The organism is Mesorhizobium sp. M0518, assembly GCF_040321125.1.
GTDB lineage: Bacteria > Pseudomonadota > Alphaproteobacteria > Rhizobiales > Rhizobiaceae > Mesorhizobium.
On record NZ_JAMYQY010000011.1, the window covers coordinates 174,786 to 193,716 of the forward strand.

Sequence of the window (18,931 nt, forward strand, 5' to 3'; positions counted from 1 at the left end):
GAGATTCAGGTCAGGCCGAGCCGAAAATGACGGGTTTCGAGAACCGGAGCGCAGCGTACTCAAGTACGTGAGCACCGGAAGCGCAGAAGCCAGGCATTTGCAGGCCGGCATCACCTGAATATCGGCACATCTTAGGCTACATCCAGGCAGAGATATTTGAGATCGGTGAAAGCTTCGAGCCCGTGGCGCGAACCTTCGCGGCCGATGCCGGATTGTTTGACGCCGCCGAACGGGATCGGCGCGCCGGTGATCTTGACGCGGTTGATGGCGACCATGCCGTAATCGAGGGCGCGGCCCATGCGCTGCTGCCGGCCACCATTCTCGGTCACGACATAGGCGACGAGGCCATATTCGGTGGCATTGGCGCGGGCGATCACTTCGTCCTCGCTGTCGAACGGCGTCACGGCGGCAACCGGCCCAAACGTTTCTTCGCGCATAATCAGCGCTTCATCGCTGACATCGGCCAGCAGCGTCGGCTGGTAGAACAGCGGGCCAGCCTGGTGCCGCTTGCCCCCGGTGAGGCAGCGCGCGCCGTGAGCGACGGCATCGGCGACCTGTTCCTCGACCTTCTTGACGGCACGCTCGTGCATCAGCGGGCCGATGTCGGTGCTATCAGCAAGGCCATTGCCGGTCCGCAACGTCTCGATGCGCTTGGCGAAGGCGGCACAGAACCGATCGTAGATCGGACGCTGGACGTAAATGCGGTTGGCGGCGAGGCAGTCTTGGCCCGACGTGGCGAATTTGGCGTCGATGGCGATATCAACCGCCTTGTCCAGATCGGCATCGGCAAAGACGATCAGCGGCGCGTGGCCGCCTAGCTCCATCACCAGCCTTTTCATGGTCGGCGCACTTTGCGCGGCGATCAGCCTGCCGATCTCGGTCGACCCGGTGAAACTCATGGCTCGGACGCGCGGATCTTCGCACATCCGCCCGACGATGGTCGAAGCCTTGCCGGTGATAACGTTGAAGACGCCGGCGGACAGGCCGGCGCGTTCGCCGAGCTCGGCCAGCGCCAGCGCCGACAGCGGCGTTTCCGAGGACGGATGCGCAATGATGGTGCAGCCGGCGGCAAGGGCGGCGGCCGCCTTGCGGGTCAGCATCGCCGACGGAAAATTCCACGGCGTGACGACGCCGACGACACCAAGCGGCTCGCGCCGCACGATCATTTCGGCGTTCGGCAGATGGCTGGTGACGCTCTCGGCGTTCAGGCGTTTTGCTTCCTCGGCATACCACTCGATGAAAGAGGCGGCGTAGTCGATCTCGCCCAGCGATTCCTGCAGCGGCTTGCCCTGTTCCAGCGTCATCAACAGAGCCAGATCATCCTTGGCGCCGATGATCAACTCGAACCATTTTCGCAGGATTTTCGAGCGCTCCTGCGGTAACAGCGCCCGCCAGGCCGGAAAGGCGCGCGCGGCGGCATCGATCGCCCTTGTCGTCTGCCGGCCATCCAGCGCGGCGACGAAAGCAACAGTGGCGCCGGTGGCCGGATCGGTGACCTCGAAGCTCTCGGCGGCTTCGCTCGCGGTCCAGTGGCCATCGACATAGGCGAGTTCGCGCAGCAACCGGCGGTCGGTCAGGCGGTCGAGCGCTTCATGGCGATGCGAGCGGGCGAAATGCGCGGACATGGTCGAGACCTCCCGGTTCGGACTGATGCGGGAAGACTATCCGCCCGATGCAGATAGAGAGGCTGTTTGGATGCCTCGAAGGAGAGAGACTCTCTCTTTTGTCCCGCCCCGACAGATGATCTCTCCGCCTTAAGCCGACGCCGGCAGCAGGTCGGCTATGGGCAGCGCGATCTCGTCCTTCACCGTCTTGGTGACGATGTAGGTGAAGTAGCGGTCGATGCCGATTTCCCGTTCGAGCAAGCCATCGACCAGCCGCTGATAGGCGTCGATGTCGCGCGCCATCACCTTCACCACATAGTCGACGCCGCCGCCGACAGACCAGCAGGCGACGATCTCGGGAACATCGCGGATGACGCGCTCGAAGCGGTCGAAATCGGCCTGGCGGTGGTTTGCCAGCGTCACCTCCATCAGGACGGTGGCAACGGGTGCGACGACGCGCATGGCGATCCTGGCGTGATAGCCCGAGACGATGCCGGCCTTCTCCAGCTTGCGCAGCCGCATCCAGCACGGCGTCGGCGACAGGCCGACCTGCTCGGCCAGCGCCAACTTGGTGATGCGTCCGTCGCGCTGGATGGCGTCGAGGATTTTCAGGTCGATCGGGTCGAGTTTCGCGGATGTCATCAGAGCTCACTTTTCGTCCGAGTACCATGACGGCGCATTATTTCGATTGTCAATTGCACTGATTTCGATCTCTAATAAGTCATGACATTGTGGCAACCCGATCCCGCGCTCATCCGGCGCCCGGCCTATCAATCGCTGGCCGACCAGTTCGCGCGCGCCATCCATGACGGGCGCCTCGCCAATGGCGCGCGGCTGCCGACCCATCGACGTCTGGCCGACGACCTCAAGCTTTCTGTGCAGACGGTGAGCCGCGCCTATGAGGAATTGATCCGCCGCGGGCTGATTTCGGGCGAGATCGGCCGCGGCAGCTTCGTCCAGACGCAGCGCCGCGAGCCGGAACCGCCCTATCTGCCGGAGCGGCTCGGCGAAGTCATCGATCTGTCGATCCTGAAGCCGGTCTGCGAGCCGATGCATCTGGAGCGGCTGAAGCAGGCGCTGGGCTGGCTGGCCGAGAACCTGCCGTCGAGTTCGGCACTGTCGTTTCGGCCCAACATGGTGTTTCCGCGCCACCGCGCGGTGGCGGTCGAATGGCTGAAACTGTGCGGTCTCGACACCTCCGCGCAGAACATCAGCCTGACCAACGGCGCCACCGCCGGCATGACGGTAGCGCTGATGAGTGTCGCCCCGCCGGGCTCGACGGTCGCCACCGAGGCGATCGGCCACCATACGCTGGTGCCGTTGGCACGCTATCTCGGCTTCAACCTGGAAGGCCTGCCGATCGACGACAACGGCCTGATCCCGGAAGCGCTGGACGAAGCCTGCCGGCTTTCCGACATCCGCGCGGTCTTCGTGCAGCCCTCGGTGATCAACCCGACGGCGACGTTGATGGATGCGGCGCGGCGCGAGCAGATCGCGGCGGTTGCGCGCAAGCACGACATCGCTATCATCGAGAACGATGTGCTCGGTCCGCTGGTCGAAGACCGGCCGCCGCCGGTTGCCGCGTTCGCGCCGGAGCGCACGCTCTACGTCACCTCCTTCACCAAGATCACCGTGCCCGGGCTGCGCATCGGCTATCTCGTCGCACCCGACCGCTATGTCGCCGCCGTCGCCAACCGGCATCTGGTTTCGAACTGGATGGCGACGCCGCTGGTGGCCGAGATCGCCACAAAATGGGTGACCGACGGGACGGCGATGGAGCTTGTCCACTGGCAGCGCGCGGCTTTGCGGCGCCGGCAGGATATTGCAGCGCAAGTGCTGGCGGGGGTCGGCTATCGCGCCCGGCGAGACGGGCTGCATGTCTGGCTGCAACTGCCGGCCGACCGCGCCGAGGAAAGCTTTGTCGCCCAGGCCCGCCTGCAGGGTGTGGCGATTGCACCCGGCACGTCCTTCCGTATTTCGGCTGCGCCGTGGCATCCGGCGGTGCGTATCTCGCTGGGTTCGACCACCGAGGGGGAACTGCGCGCCGGCCTCGGCGTTGTCACCAAGCTGCTGCTTGGCGATCCGGAACACCTGCTGCTCGCTATCTAGGCTGGGGTTGCTCGGAAATTGTGCGGAATCAGAAATAATTGTCATGATATTATTTTCTCAATTGACATGATTTGGCGCGTTCCGCATCGTTAAGAGCATAGACCTCTCCAGGACGGGGAACTGCAGTGCCCACGCCCATCATCAAGATCGACGCCATTTCAAAAAGCTTCGGCACTTTCAAAGTGCTGGACGGCCTGTCGATGCAGGTCATGCCTGGCGAAAAGCTGGCACTGATCGGCCCGTCGGGCTCGGGCAAGACGACAATCCTGCGCATCCTGATGACGCTGGAGCGCATCGATGGCGGTCATATCCAGATCGACGGTGAGCAGCTCTATCACATGGAACGCAACGGCCAGTTGCTGCCCGCCGATGAGCGACACCTGACAAGGATGCGCCAGAAGATCGGCATGGTCTTCCAGCTGTTCAACCTGTTTCCGCACAAATGCGTCATGGACAATGTCACGCTGGCGCCGATGCTGACCAAGGGCACGCCGCGTGCGGCCGCCGAAAAGCGGGCGATGGAACTGCTCGAGATGGTCGGCATGGCCGACAAGGCGAAAAGCATGCCGGCACAGCTTTCCGGCGGGCAGAAGCAGCGCGTGGCGATCGCCCGGGCGCTGGCGCTGTCGCCAAAGATCATGCTGTTCGACGAGGTGACGTCGGCGCTCGATCCGGAGCTGGTCGAGGAGGTGATGAACGTCATGCGCAAGCTTGCCGCCGAGACCGACATGACCATGCTGCTGGTCACCCACGAGATGGGCTTTGCCCATGATTTCGCCGACCGGGTGCTGTTCTTCGATCGTGGCAGGATCGTCGAGGAGGGCAAGCCCGACGAGATTTTCCGCAATCCCAAGCAGGAGCGCACGCAAGGCTTCCTGAAGAAGATCATCGCGGCCGGACATCGCGTCTGACCGCAATGCCCAAGGCGACGAAGTCGTCCCGAGGTGGCGAGAGCCGCCTCGTAACAAAGCAAGACAAGAAACAAGGAGTTGGGAACAATGAAAAAACTTGGCATTCTGGCTGGCGTCGCCAGCCTTGCGTTGGCGGCGGTGCTGGCCGCCTCGAACGTGGGTTCGGCCGATGACAGCAAGCTCGAACAGCTCAAGGCGCAAGGTTTCGCCCGCCTCGCCATCGCCAACGAGCCGCCCTATACGGCGGTCGCCGCCGACGGCAAGGTTTCGGGTGCCGCGCCTGATGTGGCCCGCGAGATATTCAAGCGGCTCGGCGTCGCCGACGTCGCCGCTTCGATCTCCGAATATGGCGCCATGATCCCTGGCCTGCAGGCCGGTCGCTTCGATGTCGTCACCGCCGGCCTGTTCATGAAGCCGGAACGCTGCGCCGCCGTCGTCTATTCCGAGCCGGTGCTTTGCGATGCCGAGGCGATGTTGGTGAAGAAGGGCAATCCGAAGGGCTTCAAGAGCTATGAGGATGTCGCCAAGGATACGACTGCGACCATCGGTGCGCCGGGCGGCGGCACTGAGGAGAAGCTCGCCCTCAATGCCGGCGTGCCACGCGATCGCGTCATCGTCGTGCCGGATGGCCAGAGCGGCGTGAAGATGCTTCAGGATGGCCGCATCGACGCTTATTCGCTGCCCGTCCTGTCGATCAATGATCTGGTCAAGAAGGCCAACGATCCGAACCTCGAAGTCATCGCTCCGGTGCAGGGCGCACCGGTCTATTGCGACGGCGCCGCCTTCAAGAAGGGCGACGAGGCACTGCGCGACGCCTTCGACGTAGAACTGGCCAAGATGAAGAAATCAGGCGAGTTCGCCAAGATCATCGAGCCCTACGGCTTCTCGGCGGCGGCCGCGATGTCGACCAGCCGCGACAAGCTCTGCGCGGCGAAGTGAAGTAAGGAAGACCCCTTCATCCGGCCCTTCGGGCCACCTTCTCCCGGCTGGGGAGAAGAGGCTGGCGCCGACGCTGGTGGTCTCCTCTCCCCGCCGGGGAGAGGTCGGCCGAGCGTAGCGGAGGCCGGGTGAGGGGGCTTCGACCAAACGTCCAGGTGGAACAGTACATTAGATGACCCAGTGGTCCGGCTATTTCGGCCTGATATTGCAGGGAGCGCTTGTCACCATCGAGCTGACGCTGATGGGGTCGGTGCTTGCGCTGTTCATGGCCTTTCTTGCCGGAATGGGGCGGCTGTCGCGTTTCTTCGTGCTGCGCGCGCTGGCTACCGCCTACATCGAATTCTTCCGCGGCACCTCGATCTTCGTGCAGTTGTTCTGGGCCTATTTCGTGCTGCCCTTCATCGGCATTTCGCTGACCCCGTTGCAGGCCGGCGTGCTGGCGCTCGGCCTCAATGTCGGCGCCTATGCCGCCGAAGTGGTGCGTGGCGCCATCCAGTCGATCGGCCGCGAACAGTATGAGGCCTGCACAGCGCTCAATCTCGGCCGCTGGCAAGGCATGCGCCACATCATCCTGCCGCAGGCGCTGCTGGTGATGCTGCCGACTTTTGGCAACAATGCCATCGAATTGCTCAAGGCGACCGCCGTGGTGTCGCTGATCTCGCTCACCGACCTGACCTTCCAGGCGCAGGTGGTGCGCGCCCAGACCGGCAACACCCTGGTGCCGTTCACCACCATCCTGATCATCTATTTCGTCCTCGCCCTGCTCATCTCGTGGGGCGTGCGCTCGCTGGAACGACGCATGGCGCGCGGCCTCGATGGGGTGCGTGCCTGATGGCCAATTCCCTTCTGACAAATTGGGCTTGCTGATGGAGTGGGATTGGAACTTCGTCTGGGAAATCATGCCGACGCTGATCCAGGGGGTGAAGATCACCATCCTGGCGACGCTGCTCGGCTCGGTGCTGGCGGCGATCGTCGGGCTTGGCATTGCGCTTGCGCGCCGCTCGCCCAACAAAGCGCTGTCGCGCACGGTCGGCTTCCTCGCAGAGTTCATCCGCGGCACGCCATTGCTGGTGCAGCTCTATTTCATTTTCTACGTGCTGCCCGACATCGGCATCCTGCTGCCGCCGCTGGTCGCCGGTGTCATCGGGCTCGGGCTGCACTACGGCACCTACACGGCGGAAGTTTATCGCGCCGGCATCGACAATGTGCCGCGCGGCCAGTGGGAAGCGGCCAAGGCGTGCAATCTGAGCGCCACGCAGACCTGGACCAACATCATCATTCCGCAGGCTATCCCGCCGATGATACCGGCGCTCGCCAATTACTTCATCGCCATGTTCAAGGAAACGCCGCTGCTGTCGGCAATCACCGTGCTGGAACTGATGAACCAGGCCAAAAGCGTCGCCAACACCTACTATCGCTATATCGAGCCGATCACCCTGGTCGGTGCTTTCTTCCTGGTCATCAGTCTGTTTTCGGTCGTGCTGCTGCGCTGGCTGGAACGCCGCTACGGCAAGATCGAGAGGTAGCCGATGAAACCCTTGCCCGAGATCAAGGTCTACCCGAAACGGTCGGCGCTGGATGCGCGCCCGCTGGAGCGGCGCGTCGGCCTGATTATCCTGGCCACCGACCATACCAGCGAACCGGATTTCCGCCGCATGGTGGCGGGCGAGCGGGTCGGCGTCTATGTCGCGCGCATTCCCTATGCCAACCCGACGACGCCTGAAAACCTGCGCAAGATGCAGCCGGCGCTGACGGCGGGCGCGGCCCTGATCCTGCCGGACGAGAAGCTCGATGCCATCTGCTATTCCTGCACTTCGGCCTCGGTGGTGATCGGCGATGCCGAGATCGAGGCGGCGATCCAGGTCGCAAAGCCCGGCGTGCCGGTGGTCACACCGCCGATGGCGGGCGTGCGCGGGCTGCGTGCTCTGGGCGCAAACAAGATCAGCATTCTCACTCCCTACACGGTCGAGACATCCAGGCCGATGGCCGCCTATTTCGCCGCGCGCGGCTTCGAGATCGTCAGCTTCACCTGCCTCGGCTTCGAGGACGACCGCGAGATGGCACGCATCGCACCGGCAACGCTTGTCGACCTGGCGCGTGAAGCGACCGACGCCAGCGCCGATGCGCTGTTCGTGTCGTGCACGGCGCTGCGTAGCGCCCTCGCGGTCACCGGCATGGAAAATTCTATTGGACGTCCCGTGGTGACCAGCAACCAGGCGACCGCCTGGAACTGCCTGAGATTGTGCGGGGATGAGGCGCCGCATCCTGAGTTCGGGCGGCTGATGACGTTGCCCTTGGTTCAGTAAGATTATGTCCAGTGTGAGCGAGCACCCCCCTCTGGCCTGCCGGCTATCTCCCCCTCAAGGGGGGAGATTGGCAGTTCATGCGTCACCGCTCTTCCTGCAACATCGACAATTGGCGAAGGTGTTGCAGCCGCTAATCTCCCCCCTTGAGGGGGAGATGGCCGGCAGGCCAGAGGGGGGCGTTTCGTGATGCCCGCCGTCATTCTCACCGACATCCGTACCGCCCGTGAGCGTATCGCTGGTAAAGTCGAGCGCACGCCAACCGTCTTGTCCCACAGCCTCTCGGAACAGTTCGGCGTCCCCGTTCACCTCAAGCTCGAGCATCGCCAGACCACCGGCAGCTTCAAGCTGCGTGGCGCCTCGAACGCCGTCGCCTCGTTGAACGCCGAACAGAAGGCGCGGGGCGTGGTCGCGGCCTCGACCGGCAATCACGGCCGCGCGCTGGCGCATGCGACGAAGCTTGAGGGCATGCGCGCCGTAATCTGCATGTCGCGCCTGGTGCCCGGCAACAAGCTCGACGAGATCCGCCGGCTTGGCGCGGAAGTCCGCATCGTCGGCGACAGCCAGGACGATGCCCAGCAGGAGGTCGATCGGCTGGTGGCGCAAGAGGGGCTGGTTATGCTGCCGCCCTTCGACCATCCCGACATTATCGCCGGGCAAGGCACGCTCGGGCTTGAGATGATCGAGCAGGTCCCGGATGCCGCCCTCGTTCTGGCCCAGATCTCCGGCGGTGGGCTCGCATCAGGGGTTGCTACAGCCATCAAAGGCGTCAGCCCCCGGACAAAAGTCGTCGGTGTCTCGATGGCGCGTGGCGCGGCGATGAAGGCCAGCCTCGATGCGGGCCAGCCGGTGCTGGTGGAAGAATTGCCGACGCTGGCGGATTCGCTCGGTGGTGGCATCGGCCTCGACAACCGGCTGACCTTCGCCATGTGCCGCGACCTGCTCGACGATGTCGTCCTGCTCAGCGAAGACGAGATCGCCGCCGGCATCCGCCACGCCTATGCGCAGGAGCGCGAGATCGTCGAGGGCGCCGGCGCGGTCGGCATCGCCGCACTGCTCGCCGGCAAGATTACGGCGAACGGGCCGGTGGTTGTGCTTCTTTCTGGCCGAAACATTGATATGGAGCTGCATCGGAAAATCGTCTGCGGTGACACTTCGATAAATGCGGGTCGCGCCGGATGAAACGTCTTTCACGCCGAGTTTCTTCACACCCCCCTCTGTCCTGCCGGACATCTCCCCCGCAAGGGGGGAGATCGGCAGCTTCGATGCTGCCGCTTTTCTTGCGGCGTCTGAGATTGGCGAAGGCAAAGATGAAGTCCAATCTCCCCCCTTGCGGGGGAGATGTCCGGCAGGACAGAGGGGGGTGTGACAGAACGCTGTCCTTTGCAGAGCTTGCCACTCCGGAGCGCGCCGCATGAGCCGGATGACCATCCTTACCGAGAAAGAGTTGCGGGCGATCGTGACACTCGATCTCGATGCCGTCGCCTGCATTGAAAACGCTTTCCGCGCGCTCGCTACCCTGCCGGTGGCGATGCCGCCGATCCTGCGGCTCGACATTCCCGAGTACCACGGCGAGGTCGACGTGAAGACAGCCTATGTGCCGGGCATTGACGGCTTCGCCATCAAGATCAGCCCCGGCTTCTTCGACAATCCGAAGCTCGGCCTGCCCAGCGTCAACGGCATGATGGTGCTGCTTTCGGCCAAGACCGGCCTAGTCGAGGCGCTGTTGCTCGACAATGGCTATCTCACCGACGTCCGCACGGCTGCCGCCGGCGCCGTCGCCGCCAAACATCTGTCGCGGCAGGACTCGTCCGTTGCCGCGATCTTCGGCGCCGGCGTCCAGGCCGGATTGCAATTGGAATCCCTCATGCTGGTGCGGCCGATTGCCGAGGCGCGCATCTGGGCGCGCGATGCGGCAAAGGCCGAGGCGACCGCCGGAGCCCTGCGCGAAAAGATCGGCATCGTCGTGCGCGCTGAATCCGACGCGGCAAACGCGGTCGCCGGCGCCGACATCATCGTCACCACCACGCCTTCGACCGAGCCGCTGATCAAGGCGGGATTCGTTTCCGCCGGCCAGCACATCACCGCGATGGGTTCCGACGCCGAGCATAAGAACGAGATCGCGCCGGCAATCCTGCGCATGGCCGATCTCTATGTCGCCGACAGTGCCCGCCAGACAAGGCGGTTGGGTGAGCTGCACCATGCCATCGCGGCGGGCGTGATGGCCGCCGAGGAAGAGGTGACCGAACTCGGCCAGATCATCGCCGGCGAAAAACATGGCCGGCGCTCGGCCAGCGACATCACCATCGCCGACCTCACCGGCACTGGCGTCCAGGACACGGCGATCGCCACGCTCGCTCGAGATCGCGCGAGGGTGGCCAACTCCGGAACGATTTTCGAAAGCTGATGCTGGCCAAAGCGTGATCCGGAAAAGTGGGAACAGGTTTTCTCGGACAAACAGTTTCCGTTTTGTCCAGAGATCACTCTCAAACAAGAACGACGAGTTGGATTCAAAGCTGATACCGGCCGCAAGGCCCAACAAACGAGGACCAAGAACAATGCAACCGAACCTGAAGTTCTCGCGCGGCGAATTTGCGGATCGTCTCGCCAAAACGCGCAAAGCCATGGAGGTGAAGGGCGTCGATCTTCTTGTTATCAGCGATCCTTCCAATATGGCCTGGTTGACCGGCTATGATGGCTGGTCGTTCTATGTGCACCAGGCGGTTATCGTGCCGCCTTCGGGCGAGCCGGTCTGGTACGGCCGCGGCCAGGACGCCAACGGCGCCAAGCGCACCGCCTATCTCGCGCACGACAACATCGTCGGCTATGCCGACCACTATGTGCAGTCGACCGAGCGCCACCCGATGGATTTTTTGGCGAGCGTGCTTGCGGATCGCGGCTGGGGCAAGCTGACAGTCGGCGTCGAAATGGACAATTACTGGTTCTCGGCGGCCGCCTTCGCGTCGCTGCAGAAGCATTTGCCCAATGCCCGCTTTGTCGATGCCACCGCGCTGGTCAACTGGCAGCGTGCGGTGAAGAGCCCGACCGAGATCGACTATATGCGCAAGGCGGCCCGCATCGTCGAAGCGATGCACCAGCGCATCTTCGACAAGATCGAGGTCGGCATGCGCAAATGCGATCTCGTTGCCGAAATCTATGATGCCGGCACGCGCGGCGTCGACGGTATCGGCGGTGATTATCCGGCGATCGTGCCGCTGCTGCCGTCGGGTGCCGATGCCTCGGCGCCGCATCTGACCTGGGATGACAGACCGATGAAGCGGGGCGAGGGCACCTTCTTCGAGATTGCCGGCTGCTACAATCGCTATCACTGCCCGCTGTCGCGCACCGTCTTCCTCGGCAAGCCGACGCAGGAATTCCTCGATGCCGAGAAGGCGACGCTGGAAGGCATGGAAGCGGGGCTGGCCGCGGCGAAACCCGGCAACGCCTGCGAGGACATTGCCAACGCCTTCTTCGGTGTCCTCAAGCGATACGGCATCATCAAGGACAACCGCACCGGCTATTCGATCGGACTGTCCTATCCGCCGGACTGGGGCGAGCGCACGATGAGCCTGCGTCCCGGCGACCGCACCGAACTCAAGCCCGGCATGACCTTCCATTTCATGACCGGCCTGTGGCTGGAAACGATGGGACTGGAAATCACCGAGTCCATCCTGATCACCGAAACCGGTGTAGAGTGCCTGGCCAATGTGCCGCGTAAGCTGGCGGTGAAGGATTGAGCCCGATGTCCAGCACCCGCCCGTCGCCGATCGCGCCGACCGTCGATTTCGACCGCGACGGCATCCAGCACGGTTTCCTGCGCTTGCCCTACAGCCGCGACGATTCCGCGTGGGGCTCGGTGATGATCCCGATCTGCGTCATCCGCAACGGCAACGGGCCGGCAGCGCTGCTGACCGGGGGCAACCATGGCGATGAGTATGAGGGACCGCTGGCCCTTTACGATCTCGCCCGCACGCTCGACCCGAAAGATGTCAGCGGCACGGTGATCATCGTGCCGGCAATGAACTATCCGGCCTTCCGTGCCGGCAAGCGCACCTCGCCGATCGACAAGGGCAACATGAACCGCAGCTTTCCCGGCCGGCCGGACGGAACGGTGACCGAAAAGATCGCCGACTATTTCCAGCGTGAGCTGCTCCCCCGCGCCGACATCGTGTTCGACTTCCATTCCGGCGGCAAGACGCTGGACTTCGTGCCGTTCTGCGCCGCGCACACCTTGCCCGACAAGGCGCTGGAACAGAAAGCCTTCGACGCGGTCGCAGCCTTCGCCGCCCCGTTCTCGATGCGCATGATCGAAATCGACGCCATCGGCATGTATGACACGGCAGCCGAGGAGATGGGCAAGGTCTTCGTCAGCACCGAGCTTGGCGGCGGCGGCACGTCGCGCGCGCAAACCGTGCGGATCGCGCGGCACGGCATTCTCAACGTGCTGCGCCACGCCGGCATTGTCGCCGGTGCGGTGGAGAAGACCTCAACCCAGTGGTTGGATATGCCATCGGGCGATTGTTTCTCCTTCGCCGAAGATGACGGCATGATCGAAACCATGGTCGATCTCGGTGAACCCGTCGAAAAGGGCGCGGTGCTGGCGCGCATCCATTCCACCGGCCGCACCGGCATCGCCCCGCAGGAGATCCAGGCAAAAATGTCGGGCATGCTGGCGGCGCGGCATTTCCCCGGGCTGGTCAAGGCCGGCGACTGCGCGGCGGTGGTGGCTGTGCCCGTCTGAGCGATTCCGCCGAGGCTTGCTCCACCCCGTTCGCGTCCATCGTCACTTGCTCTTGGTCCGTTGCGGAGCCTTCGGCGCGGCGGAAAGAAGCAGCATGGCGAGCGGAGTCGACATTGCAGGAGGATGTCACTATATAGCGGCGGCTTCGACCCGCGCGCTCGAGGGCCACACCTCGAAGCAACTGTGAATGTGTAGTATGTTGCGCCATCTATTGTGACGGAAATCGGCTCGGAAACCGGAAAAAAGCAAATAGAAACAGTGGCGCAGCGCTGGGCGTGACCTAGCCAACGGTACCGACTCCTCCAGAATCAGAAAATGCTCTTGACCCCTCGATTTCCTATGGCTCTGTGGACCTTGGACGGCATTGGCTTGCCGGCCGACCGCGACTCGGCTGGAATGGGGACATGCATCCTTTGCGGGATGTCGACGTTTATGATTACCAACCGGCTTTGCCGCCAGGGAACAGCAGTATGAGTGAACACGCCATCGAATTCTTGCGGGGATGGATCGGCGAAAAGGTCCATTGCCAGTCCTCCCAGGCAAGGATCGACAAGCAGGCCGAAACCCTGGCCAAGGAGTGCGCCGCCGAGGCGGCCGAGGTCGGCATCCCGCTGGAGGACATCCAGGAAGAAGTCGGCGATATCCAGGAACTTATCGCATCCCGGCTTGAGGAAGCCGCCGAGGCCGAGGAAAGCCAGCAGCCCCCCGGAAAAGCCGCGGAATGATCGCATAGCGGCGACGTTGTTCCAGCGCGGGCTTCTGGCCCGCGTTTTTGTCTTCAGCCAAACTTCTCCTTCAGCCACGCCTTCGGCAGCGCCGGCACGAAATTTCCGTCGCGTCCGGTCATATCGTCGTTGGCAACCACCGCGTTGAGGATTGCTTCCTCCACGGTCTGGATCACCGCATCGAAAAACGGATCGATATCGGTGTCCGGAATAAAATTGGCGCTGGCGATGCGGCCGGAGGGCGCCAGCGCTGCGCTCGCATTGGCGGTTGAGAAGGCGATAAAAATGTCGCCTGAGCTGTGATAGCCGAAGCCGCCGGTCATGGCGACGCCGAGCGGCACCCGGCGGGCCAGCCGCTTCATCTGATGCGGCAGGAACGGTGCGTCGGTGGCGACGACGGCAATGATCGAGCCCTTTTCAGCACGCGGTGTGCCTTCGCGGACCGCCGGCTCGACGAGTTCCGGCCCGACGCGCAGGCCGCGAATGGTGATATTGCGCCGTTTTCCAAAATTAGACTGCACGAAGGCGCCGACGGTGTAGGCACGGCCGTGCCATTCGACGATGCGCGATGCGGTGCCGGAGCCGGCCTTGAAGCCGAAAGTGATCATGCCGGTACCGCCGCCGACGCTGCCTTCCTCGATCGGTCCGCCGGCGGCGCCGTCGAGGGCCTGCGCAACATGCGCTGACGTCAAATGGTGACCGTTGATGTCGTTGAGGAAGCCGTCATAGGTCTCCGCCGCCACCGGCAGCCCCCAGCCGCTGTCGAGCGCTGCCGGCAGCACGCTTTGCATCCAGCGCAGCGTGCCGTCGCGTGAAACACCGCAGGAATGCGTGTTGGTGATGGTGATCGGGAAGTTGAAAGCCCCGGTTTCCTCGACGATGTGCGAGCCGGTCAGTTCGCCGTTTCCGTTCTGGCTGAAGATGCCGGCGAAGACCGGCGTGGCGAGGTCGGCGAGCGGCCTGGGCAGGATCGCGGTCACGCCGGTGCGCACTGGTCCCCCGCCGACGACAAGCGCGCCATCGCCCGAGATCAGCGTCGCATAGCCGACAGCCACGCCGGGCACGTCGGTGATCGCATTGAACGGTCCGGGCCGCCCGTCGAAGCCGATGCCGAAATTCCGCGCGCGCGGTTTGCCTGAGGGCGTTGTCAGATGATGCGGATTGTCGGTCATGGTGTCAGAACAGGGATCCCTGATTGCCAGGCTCTTTGGCCTTGGCCGCCGGCTTGGCCACGGCTTTCGGTTTTGCCGTGCCGCTGATCGCCACCGCATCGGCGGTGCCGTCGGCGAACTCGAGCGAAAGCGCCATTCCCGACGCCACATCGGCAGCCTGCTTGATCACCGCGCCATCCGCATCCCTCACCAGCGCAAAGCCGCGCGCCAGGACGGCCTTGTGCGACAGTGTTGCCATCAGCCTGTCGGCCTGGACGACGCGGCCGCGCAGGCGCTCCAGCCTGAGCACCACTGCTTGCGTGCCGCGTCTTGTCAAAGCTGTCAGCAAATCCCTCTGCACGCGTTGCCGCCGTGCCGTCGGCTCGATCGTGATGCGGCCTTGCAGCATGGTCAATTGCTGCTTGTGCCGCTGCAGCGATGCCCTGGCACATTTTGGCAATTGATCCGCCGCTCGGTTAAGCTCCGCACGCCGGGCTCTTGCCAACGTTCGCAATGCCCCTTGTGCTCGCAAAAGATTGCGTTCGTTGGTGCGCCGCGCCTCGGCAATGCGCTGCGACAGCATTGCCGGTGTCAGCTTTACGGCAAAAAACCTTGCACGCTTACGTTCGGTGGAGACCAACAGGCCCCGGCCGAGCCTGGATGTCGCCTCATCGAGGCGTCGGCGCGGCAGCGCCAGCAATTGGTCGGGCGAAGGCAGTGCGCGGGCCGCCGCACGAGCAGCCTGCCGTTTGCGCTCGAAATTGCGCAGGACCGCCGCTTTCAGCCGCGCACCGAGGCTGGCAAGCGTTGCTTCAAGGTCCGCCTTCACCGGCACAGCGATTTCGGCCGCACCCGTCGGCGTCGGCGCCCGCACATCGGCAACGAGGTCGATCAGCGTCCAGTCGGTCTCGTGGCCGACAGCCGAGATCACCGGAATGCCGGAAGCGGCAACCGCGCGGGCGAGCGCCTCGTCGTTGAAGCCCCAGAGGTCTTCGAGGCTGCCGCCGCCACGCGCCACGATCAACAGATCGGGACGCTGGATGGCGCCATCCCATGCCAGCGCGTTGAAGCCGTTGACCGCAGCAGTCACTTCCGCGCCTGACATCTCGCCCTGAACACGCACCGGCCAGACCAGGATGTGCAGCGGAAAGCGGTCCTTGATGCGGTGGATGATGTCTCGGATGACGGATCCTGTCGGCGAGGTGACGACGCCGATGATGCGCGGCATGAATGGCAGCAACCGCTTGCGGCCGGCATCGAACAGCCCCTCGGCCTGTAGCCGCCGCTTGCGCTCCTCCAGCAGCGCCATCAGCGCGCCGGCGCCGGCAGGCTCCAGATTGTCGATGACGATCTGGTAGTTGGACTTGCCGGGATAGGTGGTGAGCTTACCGGTGGCGATCACCTCCATGCCCTCTTCGGGACGGAATTTCAGCCGGCTCATCGTGCCTTTCCACACCACGGCGTCGAGCCGGGCGCGGTCGTCCTTCAGCGCGAAATAGGCATGACCTGAGGAATGCGGCCCGCGATAGCCTGATATTTCGCCACGCACCCGCACATTGCCGAAAACGTCCTCGACCGTGCGCTTCAGCGCGCCGGAAATCTCGCTCACCGTATATTCGGCGGCGTTGGTGCGTGATTCGGATGCTGCTTCGCTCATCGGCCGATTGGGGAACGGTTGGGCGCCCGCGTCAAGGCGGTTGCGTCGGGCCAGCCGTTCATAACCCGCATACCTGACCCTGCCTACCAGCCGGGCAGAATCTGGTTCGGCTTGGTTCGCCGCAGCTTGGTGAAGGCGAGTGCTGCGAAATCGAATGTCCCGGGGTCTTCGCCGACCGGGACGGAGATATTGTCCAGGCTTTCCGAAATATGGCGGGCGAGCGCATCGACGATCTCCGGCCGCGACGTCTGGCCGCGCATGATACCGATGCGGCAATCGGGCAGGGCGCCGAAGCCGTCGGCTTCGCTCAGCACCCGCATGCCGGGCCGCAGCGCGCATTCCGGCAGCACCGAGATCGCCAGCCCGGAAAGCACCGCGGCGGTGATGACGGTGGCCGAGAAACTGGTGAACAGGATGCGATAGTCGCGGTTCTGCTGGTCGAGCACATCGACGGCGGCGCGCCGCCAGATGCAGTTCGGCCGGCCAAAGGCCATCGGCAGCGTTTCCTGCTCATGCGTCGCATGGTTGGCCGAGGTGACCCACAGCAGCGGTTCGCGCCGCACCACCTCCGACTGGCCGCGTACGTCGTTGTGAGTCACCAGCGCGAGGTCGAGATTGCCGCGCTTGATATGCTCGACCAGCCCCGGCGTCGGCTCGCAGATGACGGTCAGTTCGACGCGCGGATTGGAGCGCGTGAACCGCGCCATGATCTCGGGCAGGAAACGATCGGCATAGTCGTCGGGCGTGCCGATGCGGATCGTGCCTTCGAGCCGCCGGTCATCGAAGGCAGCCAGCGTCTCACGGTTGAGATAGAGCAGCCGCCGCGCATAGGAGAGCAGCTTGTCGCCTTCCTCGGTCAGCCTGTTGGTGCGCCCGTCCTTTTCGAACAGCGGCTTGCCGAGCCGCTCCTCCAGACGGCGCATCTGCATCGAAACCGCCGACTGGGTCCGGTGCACCTCTTCGGCCGCCCTGGTGAAGCTGCCGGTATCGGCGATCGAGATGAAGGTCTGCAATTGATCGAGATCGAGCGGCGATTTCATCGACATGATCCATCACTAGTGTTGATGGTAAAGATTAGAAACATTCGTTGGATTAATCAATCACTCGATGGCAAATTGGTATTGTCCACATGAAGGCATGTGAATCGAAGCCGGAACGGCCGCTGTCGCCAGCGCCGATTGCAAGGCTTTGCCCGTTCGAGTCTGAAGGAGACCGACAATGACCACGTTCGATTTCGCCACCGAGACCTCGCGCATCACCTCGCGTCCGGCCGTTGCGACTCGCGTGGCCAACACCGTCTCCAACATCTATCGCGCCTGGAAAAACCGCCGCGCCTTTTATCGCCTTGGCGAGATGTCGGACGCCGAACTCGCCGATATCGGCCTGACGCGCGCCGACCTGCACGTCGCCATCGACGTGCCGTTTGGCCGCGACCCGACGGCGATGCTGCGCGAAATCGCCAGCGATCGCGTCGAAACGATCGAGGACATCGCCCGCAAGGTGGCCTGATCTGTTGCTTGTTGTTTAGGTCGTGAACCTTTTCGGGGTTCGACGCGACTGACGAGTATGCAGGCTCCCACTCCCTGCCGGATCCCCCCGGCCCGCCTGCACTCTGCCCGGTCCTCCCAGGACCGGGCTTTTCTCTTTCTACCTCAGCGAAGACCGCCTACCGCCGATCCATATCCCGCTTGAACTGGTCGAAGATCGTCTCCACGCCCTTCTGGTAGTCGTCACGCTGCTGGGCGCCGGTCTCGAACATCTTGCCGAACAGGTCGTCGAACGGATTCGTTGGCCTGCCGCTCGGATTGGCCTGTGGCTGCGGTGCCTGACGCTGCTGTGGGGGCGCTTGAGGCTGTTGCGGCGCCGGCTGTCCGCCAGGGATGCCGCCTAAGCCACCGCCACCTTGCCGCAGCATCTCCTCGAAGATTTTCCCCAGCGGATTGTCTCCGTAGGGGCTCTGTGTCTGCTGAGGCTGCGGCTGCGTCCGCCCTTGCGGCTGCGGCTGAGGCGCGCCACCGCCGAACATGTCCTGCAGCACCTTGCCGAGCGGATTGTCGCCGTAGGGATTAGGCTGCGGCTGCGGCTGGCTTTGCGGCTGTGGCTGAGGCGCACCGCCGCCGAACATGTCCTGCAACACCTTGCCGAGCGGATTGTCGATTGGATTCTGGGGCTGCGGCGCCTGGCGCGGCTGCGGCGCCGGGGCCTGCATGGCGCCGCCTTGGCGCATCATCTGCTCGATGATCTCGCCGAGCGGATTGTTGCCGCCGCCGCCAAAACCGCCGGCGGCCTGCATCTGATTTGTCGTCTGCTTGAACAGCCCGCCCATGACCATCGAGGCGATCGCCGGCAGCATCTGCTGCAGGATCTGCTGATTGACGCCGCTGGCTTGCGCCGCCTGGCTGGCCACGGCGCGAGACAGGTCTTTCGAGCCGAACAGGTGCCCGAGAATGCCGTTGCCCTCATCCACGCCTTGCGGCGAGAAGGCCCGGGTTGCGTCCTCGAAATACTTGGCGTGCTGGCCGCTGGCCATCGCCGTCATGAAGGCGCCGAGCCCGTAAGGGTCGGCGGTGTTGCGCTGCAGCCCTTGCGAAAAGGCGGGCAGCAATGCGGCGACCGCGGCTTGCGTCTGCTGCATCGAAAGCCCGTATTGCTGGGCAAGGGCCTGCATGCCGTTGCCGTTCTGGGCCTGCGTCAGCATGTCGAACAAGGAAGGCATTGGTCTCTCCTCCGGAAATCCTCGCCGAAGAAGCCTAGTTTGTTTCCACTTCCGATTGAAGCGACTTTTGCCGGC

At 63.9% G+C, this 18,931-nt stretch carries 18 protein-coding genes; 12 read left to right on the forward strand and 6 right to left on the reverse strand.

Features of this window, described 5'->3' with window-relative positions; all coding sequences use genetic code 11:
- Positions 1–131: 131 nt before the first annotated feature.
- Together NKI66_RS18030 and NKI66_RS18035 are read right to left on the reverse strand one after the other, a co-directional pair.
- The gene (locus NKI66_RS18030; RefSeq protein ID WP_352752459.1) at positions 132–1,625 is read right to left on the reverse strand and encodes an NAD-dependent succinate-semialdehyde dehydrogenase; all 1,494 of its coding nucleotides are present in this window, start codon (positions 1,623–1,625) and stop codon (positions 132–134) included.
- A gap of 129 nt (positions 1,626–1,754) precedes the next feature.
- Positions 1,755–2,246: an Lrp/AsnC family transcriptional regulator gene (locus NKI66_RS18035; protein ID WP_023809051.1), complete on the reverse strand. Its 492-nt coding sequence runs from the start codon at positions 2,244–2,246 to the stop codon at positions 1,755–1,757.
- An 81-nt stretch (positions 2,247–2,327) separates the two neighbouring features.
- On the opposite strand from NKI66_RS18035, the gene ehuR reads away from it, so the two are divergent.
- From ehuR to NKI66_RS18090, 11 genes are all read left to right on the forward strand, one after another.
- Positions 2,328–3,713, forward strand: a complete 1,386-nt coding sequence (gene ehuR / locus NKI66_RS18040) for a MocR-like ectoine utilization transcription factor EhuR (protein WP_023809050.1) — start codon at positions 2,328–2,330, stop codon at positions 3,711–3,713.
- 125 nt (positions 3,714–3,838) lie between these two features.
- Positions 3,839–4,624, forward strand: a complete 786-nt coding sequence (gene ehuA, locus NKI66_RS18045) for an ectoine/hydroxyectoine ABC transporter ATP-binding protein EhuA (RefSeq protein ID WP_023809049.1) — start codon at positions 3,839–3,841, stop codon at positions 4,622–4,624.
- Positions 4,625–4,711: 87 nt separating this feature from the next.
- Complete coding sequence (gene ehuB / locus NKI66_RS18050) at positions 4,712–5,563, forward strand: ectoine/hydroxyectoine ABC transporter substrate-binding protein EhuB (RefSeq protein WP_023809048.1); 852 nt, start codon at positions 4,712–4,714, stop codon at positions 5,561–5,563.
- 172 nt (positions 5,564–5,735) lie between these two features.
- The gene (ehuC, locus tag NKI66_RS18055) at positions 5,736–6,395 is read left to right on the forward strand and encodes an ectoine/hydroxyectoine ABC transporter permease subunit EhuC (protein ID WP_023809047.1); all 660 of its coding nucleotides are present in this window, start codon (positions 5,736–5,738) and stop codon (positions 6,393–6,395) included.
- A gap of 34 nt (positions 6,396–6,429) precedes the next feature.
- A complete protein-coding gene (gene ehuD / locus NKI66_RS18060) occupies positions 6,430–7,089 on the forward strand; it encodes an ectoine/hydroxyectoine ABC transporter permease subunit EhuD (protein ID WP_352440712.1) in 660 nt (219 codons plus the stop codon).
- A gap of 3 nt (positions 7,090–7,092) precedes the next feature.
- Positions 7,093–7,869 (forward strand): ectoine utilization protein EutA, encoded by a 777-nt coding sequence (gene eutA, locus NKI66_RS18065; protein ID WP_352440711.1) that lies wholly within the window; start codon positions 7,093–7,095, stop codon positions 7,867–7,869.
- A gap of 186 nt (positions 7,870–8,055) precedes the next feature.
- Positions 8,056–9,048: a hydroxyectoine utilization dehydratase EutB gene (eutB, locus tag NKI66_RS18070; RefSeq protein WP_352440710.1), complete on the forward strand. Its 993-nt coding sequence runs from the start codon at positions 8,056–8,058 to the stop codon at positions 9,046–9,048.
- A 232-nt stretch (positions 9,049–9,280) separates the two neighbouring features.
- Entirely contained in the window at positions 9,281–10,273 is a 993-nt protein-coding gene (gene eutC / locus NKI66_RS18075; RefSeq protein ID WP_352440709.1) for an ectoine utilization protein EutC, read from the forward strand.
- A 151-nt stretch (positions 10,274–10,424) separates the two neighbouring features.
- Positions 10,425–11,603, forward strand: coding sequence for an ectoine hydrolase DoeA (doeA, locus tag NKI66_RS18080; protein ID WP_023809042.1), 1,179 nt, complete (start codon positions 10,425–10,427; stop codon positions 11,601–11,603).
- A gap of 5 nt (positions 11,604–11,608) precedes the next feature.
- Positions 11,609–12,607 (forward strand): N(2)-acetyl-L-2,4-diaminobutanoate deacetylase DoeB, encoded by a 999-nt coding sequence (gene doeB / locus NKI66_RS18085; RefSeq protein WP_023809041.1) that lies wholly within the window; start codon positions 11,609–11,611, stop codon positions 12,605–12,607.
- A 404-nt stretch (positions 12,608–13,011) separates the two neighbouring features.
- Complete coding sequence (locus NKI66_RS18090) at positions 13,012–13,332, forward strand: hypothetical protein (protein WP_245273059.1); 321 nt, start codon at positions 13,012–13,014, stop codon at positions 13,330–13,332.
- A gap of 53 nt (positions 13,333–13,385) precedes the next feature.
- On the opposite strand, the gene NKI66_RS18095 is transcribed toward NKI66_RS18090, so the two are convergent.
- From NKI66_RS18095 to NKI66_RS18105, 3 genes are all read right to left on the reverse strand, one after another.
- A complete protein-coding gene (locus NKI66_RS18095) occupies positions 13,386–14,504 on the reverse strand; it encodes a DmpA family aminopeptidase (protein ID WP_352440708.1) in 1,119 nt (372 codons plus the stop codon).
- Positions 14,505–14,508: 4 nt separating this feature from the next.
- Positions 14,509–16,140: an exodeoxyribonuclease VII large subunit gene (gene xseA, locus NKI66_RS18100; protein ID WP_352440707.1), complete on the reverse strand. Its 1,632-nt coding sequence runs from the start codon at positions 16,138–16,140 to the stop codon at positions 14,509–14,511.
- Positions 16,141–16,223: 83 nt separating this feature from the next.
- Positions 16,224–17,180, reverse strand: a complete 957-nt coding sequence (locus NKI66_RS18105; protein WP_027035580.1) for a LysR substrate-binding domain-containing protein — start codon at positions 17,178–17,180, stop codon at positions 16,224–16,226.
- Between the two features lie 178 nt (positions 17,181–17,358).
- On the opposite strand from NKI66_RS18105, the gene NKI66_RS18110 reads away from it, so the two are divergent.
- A complete protein-coding gene (locus tag NKI66_RS18110; protein ID WP_127254768.1) occupies positions 17,359–17,649 on the forward strand; it encodes a DUF1127 domain-containing protein in 291 nt (96 codons plus the stop codon).
- Between the two features lie 157 nt (positions 17,650–17,806).
- Here the strand turns inward: NKI66_RS18110 and NKI66_RS18115 are convergent, their stop codons facing one another.
- Complete coding sequence (locus NKI66_RS18115) at positions 17,807–18,856, reverse strand: DUF937 domain-containing protein (protein WP_352752463.1); 1,050 nt, start codon at positions 18,854–18,856, stop codon at positions 17,807–17,809.
- Positions 18,857–18,931 lie beyond the last annotated feature (75 nt).

Excerpts from the sequence above, each read along its gene's own strand:
- NKI66_RS18095 (WP_352440708.1), bottom strand. The coding sequence starts at position 14,504 with ATGACCGACAATCCGCATCATCTGACAACGCCCTCAGGCAAACCGCGC.
- ehuB (WP_023809048.1), top strand. The coding sequence starts at position 4,712 with ATGAAAAAACTTGGCATTCTGGCTGGCGTCGCCAGCCTTGCGTTGGCG.
- NKI66_RS18110 (WP_127254768.1), top strand. The coding sequence starts at position 17,359 with ATGACCACGTTCGATTTCGCCACCGAGACCTCGCGCATCACCTCGCGT.
- NKI66_RS18105 (WP_027035580.1), bottom strand. The coding sequence starts at position 17,180 with ATGAAATCGCCGCTCGATCTCGATCAATTGCAGACCTTCATCTCGATC.
- eutB (WP_352440710.1), top strand. The coding sequence starts at position 8,056 with ATGCCCGCCGTCATTCTCACCGACATCCGTACCGCCCGTGAGCGTATC.
- eutC (WP_352440709.1), top strand. The coding sequence starts at position 9,281 with ATGAGCCGGATGACCATCCTTACCGAGAAAGAGTTGCGGGCGATCGTG.
- eutA (WP_352440711.1), top strand. The coding sequence starts at position 7,093 with ATGAAACCCTTGCCCGAGATCAAGGTCTACCCGAAACGGTCGGCGCTG.
- NKI66_RS18090 (WP_245273059.1), top strand. The coding sequence starts at position 13,012 with ATGCATCCTTTGCGGGATGTCGACGTTTATGATTACCAACCGGCTTTG.
- doeA (WP_023809042.1), top strand. The coding sequence starts at position 10,425 with ATGCAACCGAACCTGAAGTTCTCGCGCGGCGAATTTGCGGATCGTCTC.
- ehuD (WP_352440712.1), top strand. The coding sequence starts at position 6,430 with ATGGAGTGGGATTGGAACTTCGTCTGGGAAATCATGCCGACGCTGATC.
- NKI66_RS18115 (WP_352752463.1), bottom strand. The coding sequence starts at position 18,856 with ATGCCTTCCTTGTTCGACATGCTGACGCAGGCCCAGAACGGCAACGGC.
- ehuR (WP_023809050.1), top strand. The coding sequence starts at position 2,328 with ATGACATTGTGGCAACCCGATCCCGCGCTCATCCGGCGCCCGGCCTAT.
- xseA (WP_352440707.1), bottom strand. The coding sequence starts at position 16,140 with ATGAGCGAAGCAGCATCCGAATCACGCACCAACGCCGCCGAATATACG.
- NKI66_RS18030 (WP_352752459.1), bottom strand. The coding sequence starts at position 1,625 with ATGTCCGCGCATTTCGCCCGCTCGCATCGCCATGAAGCGCTCGACCGC.
- NKI66_RS18035 (WP_023809051.1), bottom strand. The coding sequence starts at position 2,246 with ATGACATCCGCGAAACTCGACCCGATCGACCTGAAAATCCTCGACGCC.
- ehuC (WP_023809047.1), top strand. The coding sequence starts at position 5,736 with ATGACCCAGTGGTCCGGCTATTTCGGCCTGATATTGCAGGGAGCGCTT.
- doeB (WP_023809041.1), top strand. The coding sequence starts at position 11,609 with ATGTCCAGCACCCGCCCGTCGCCGATCGCGCCGACCGTCGATTTCGAC.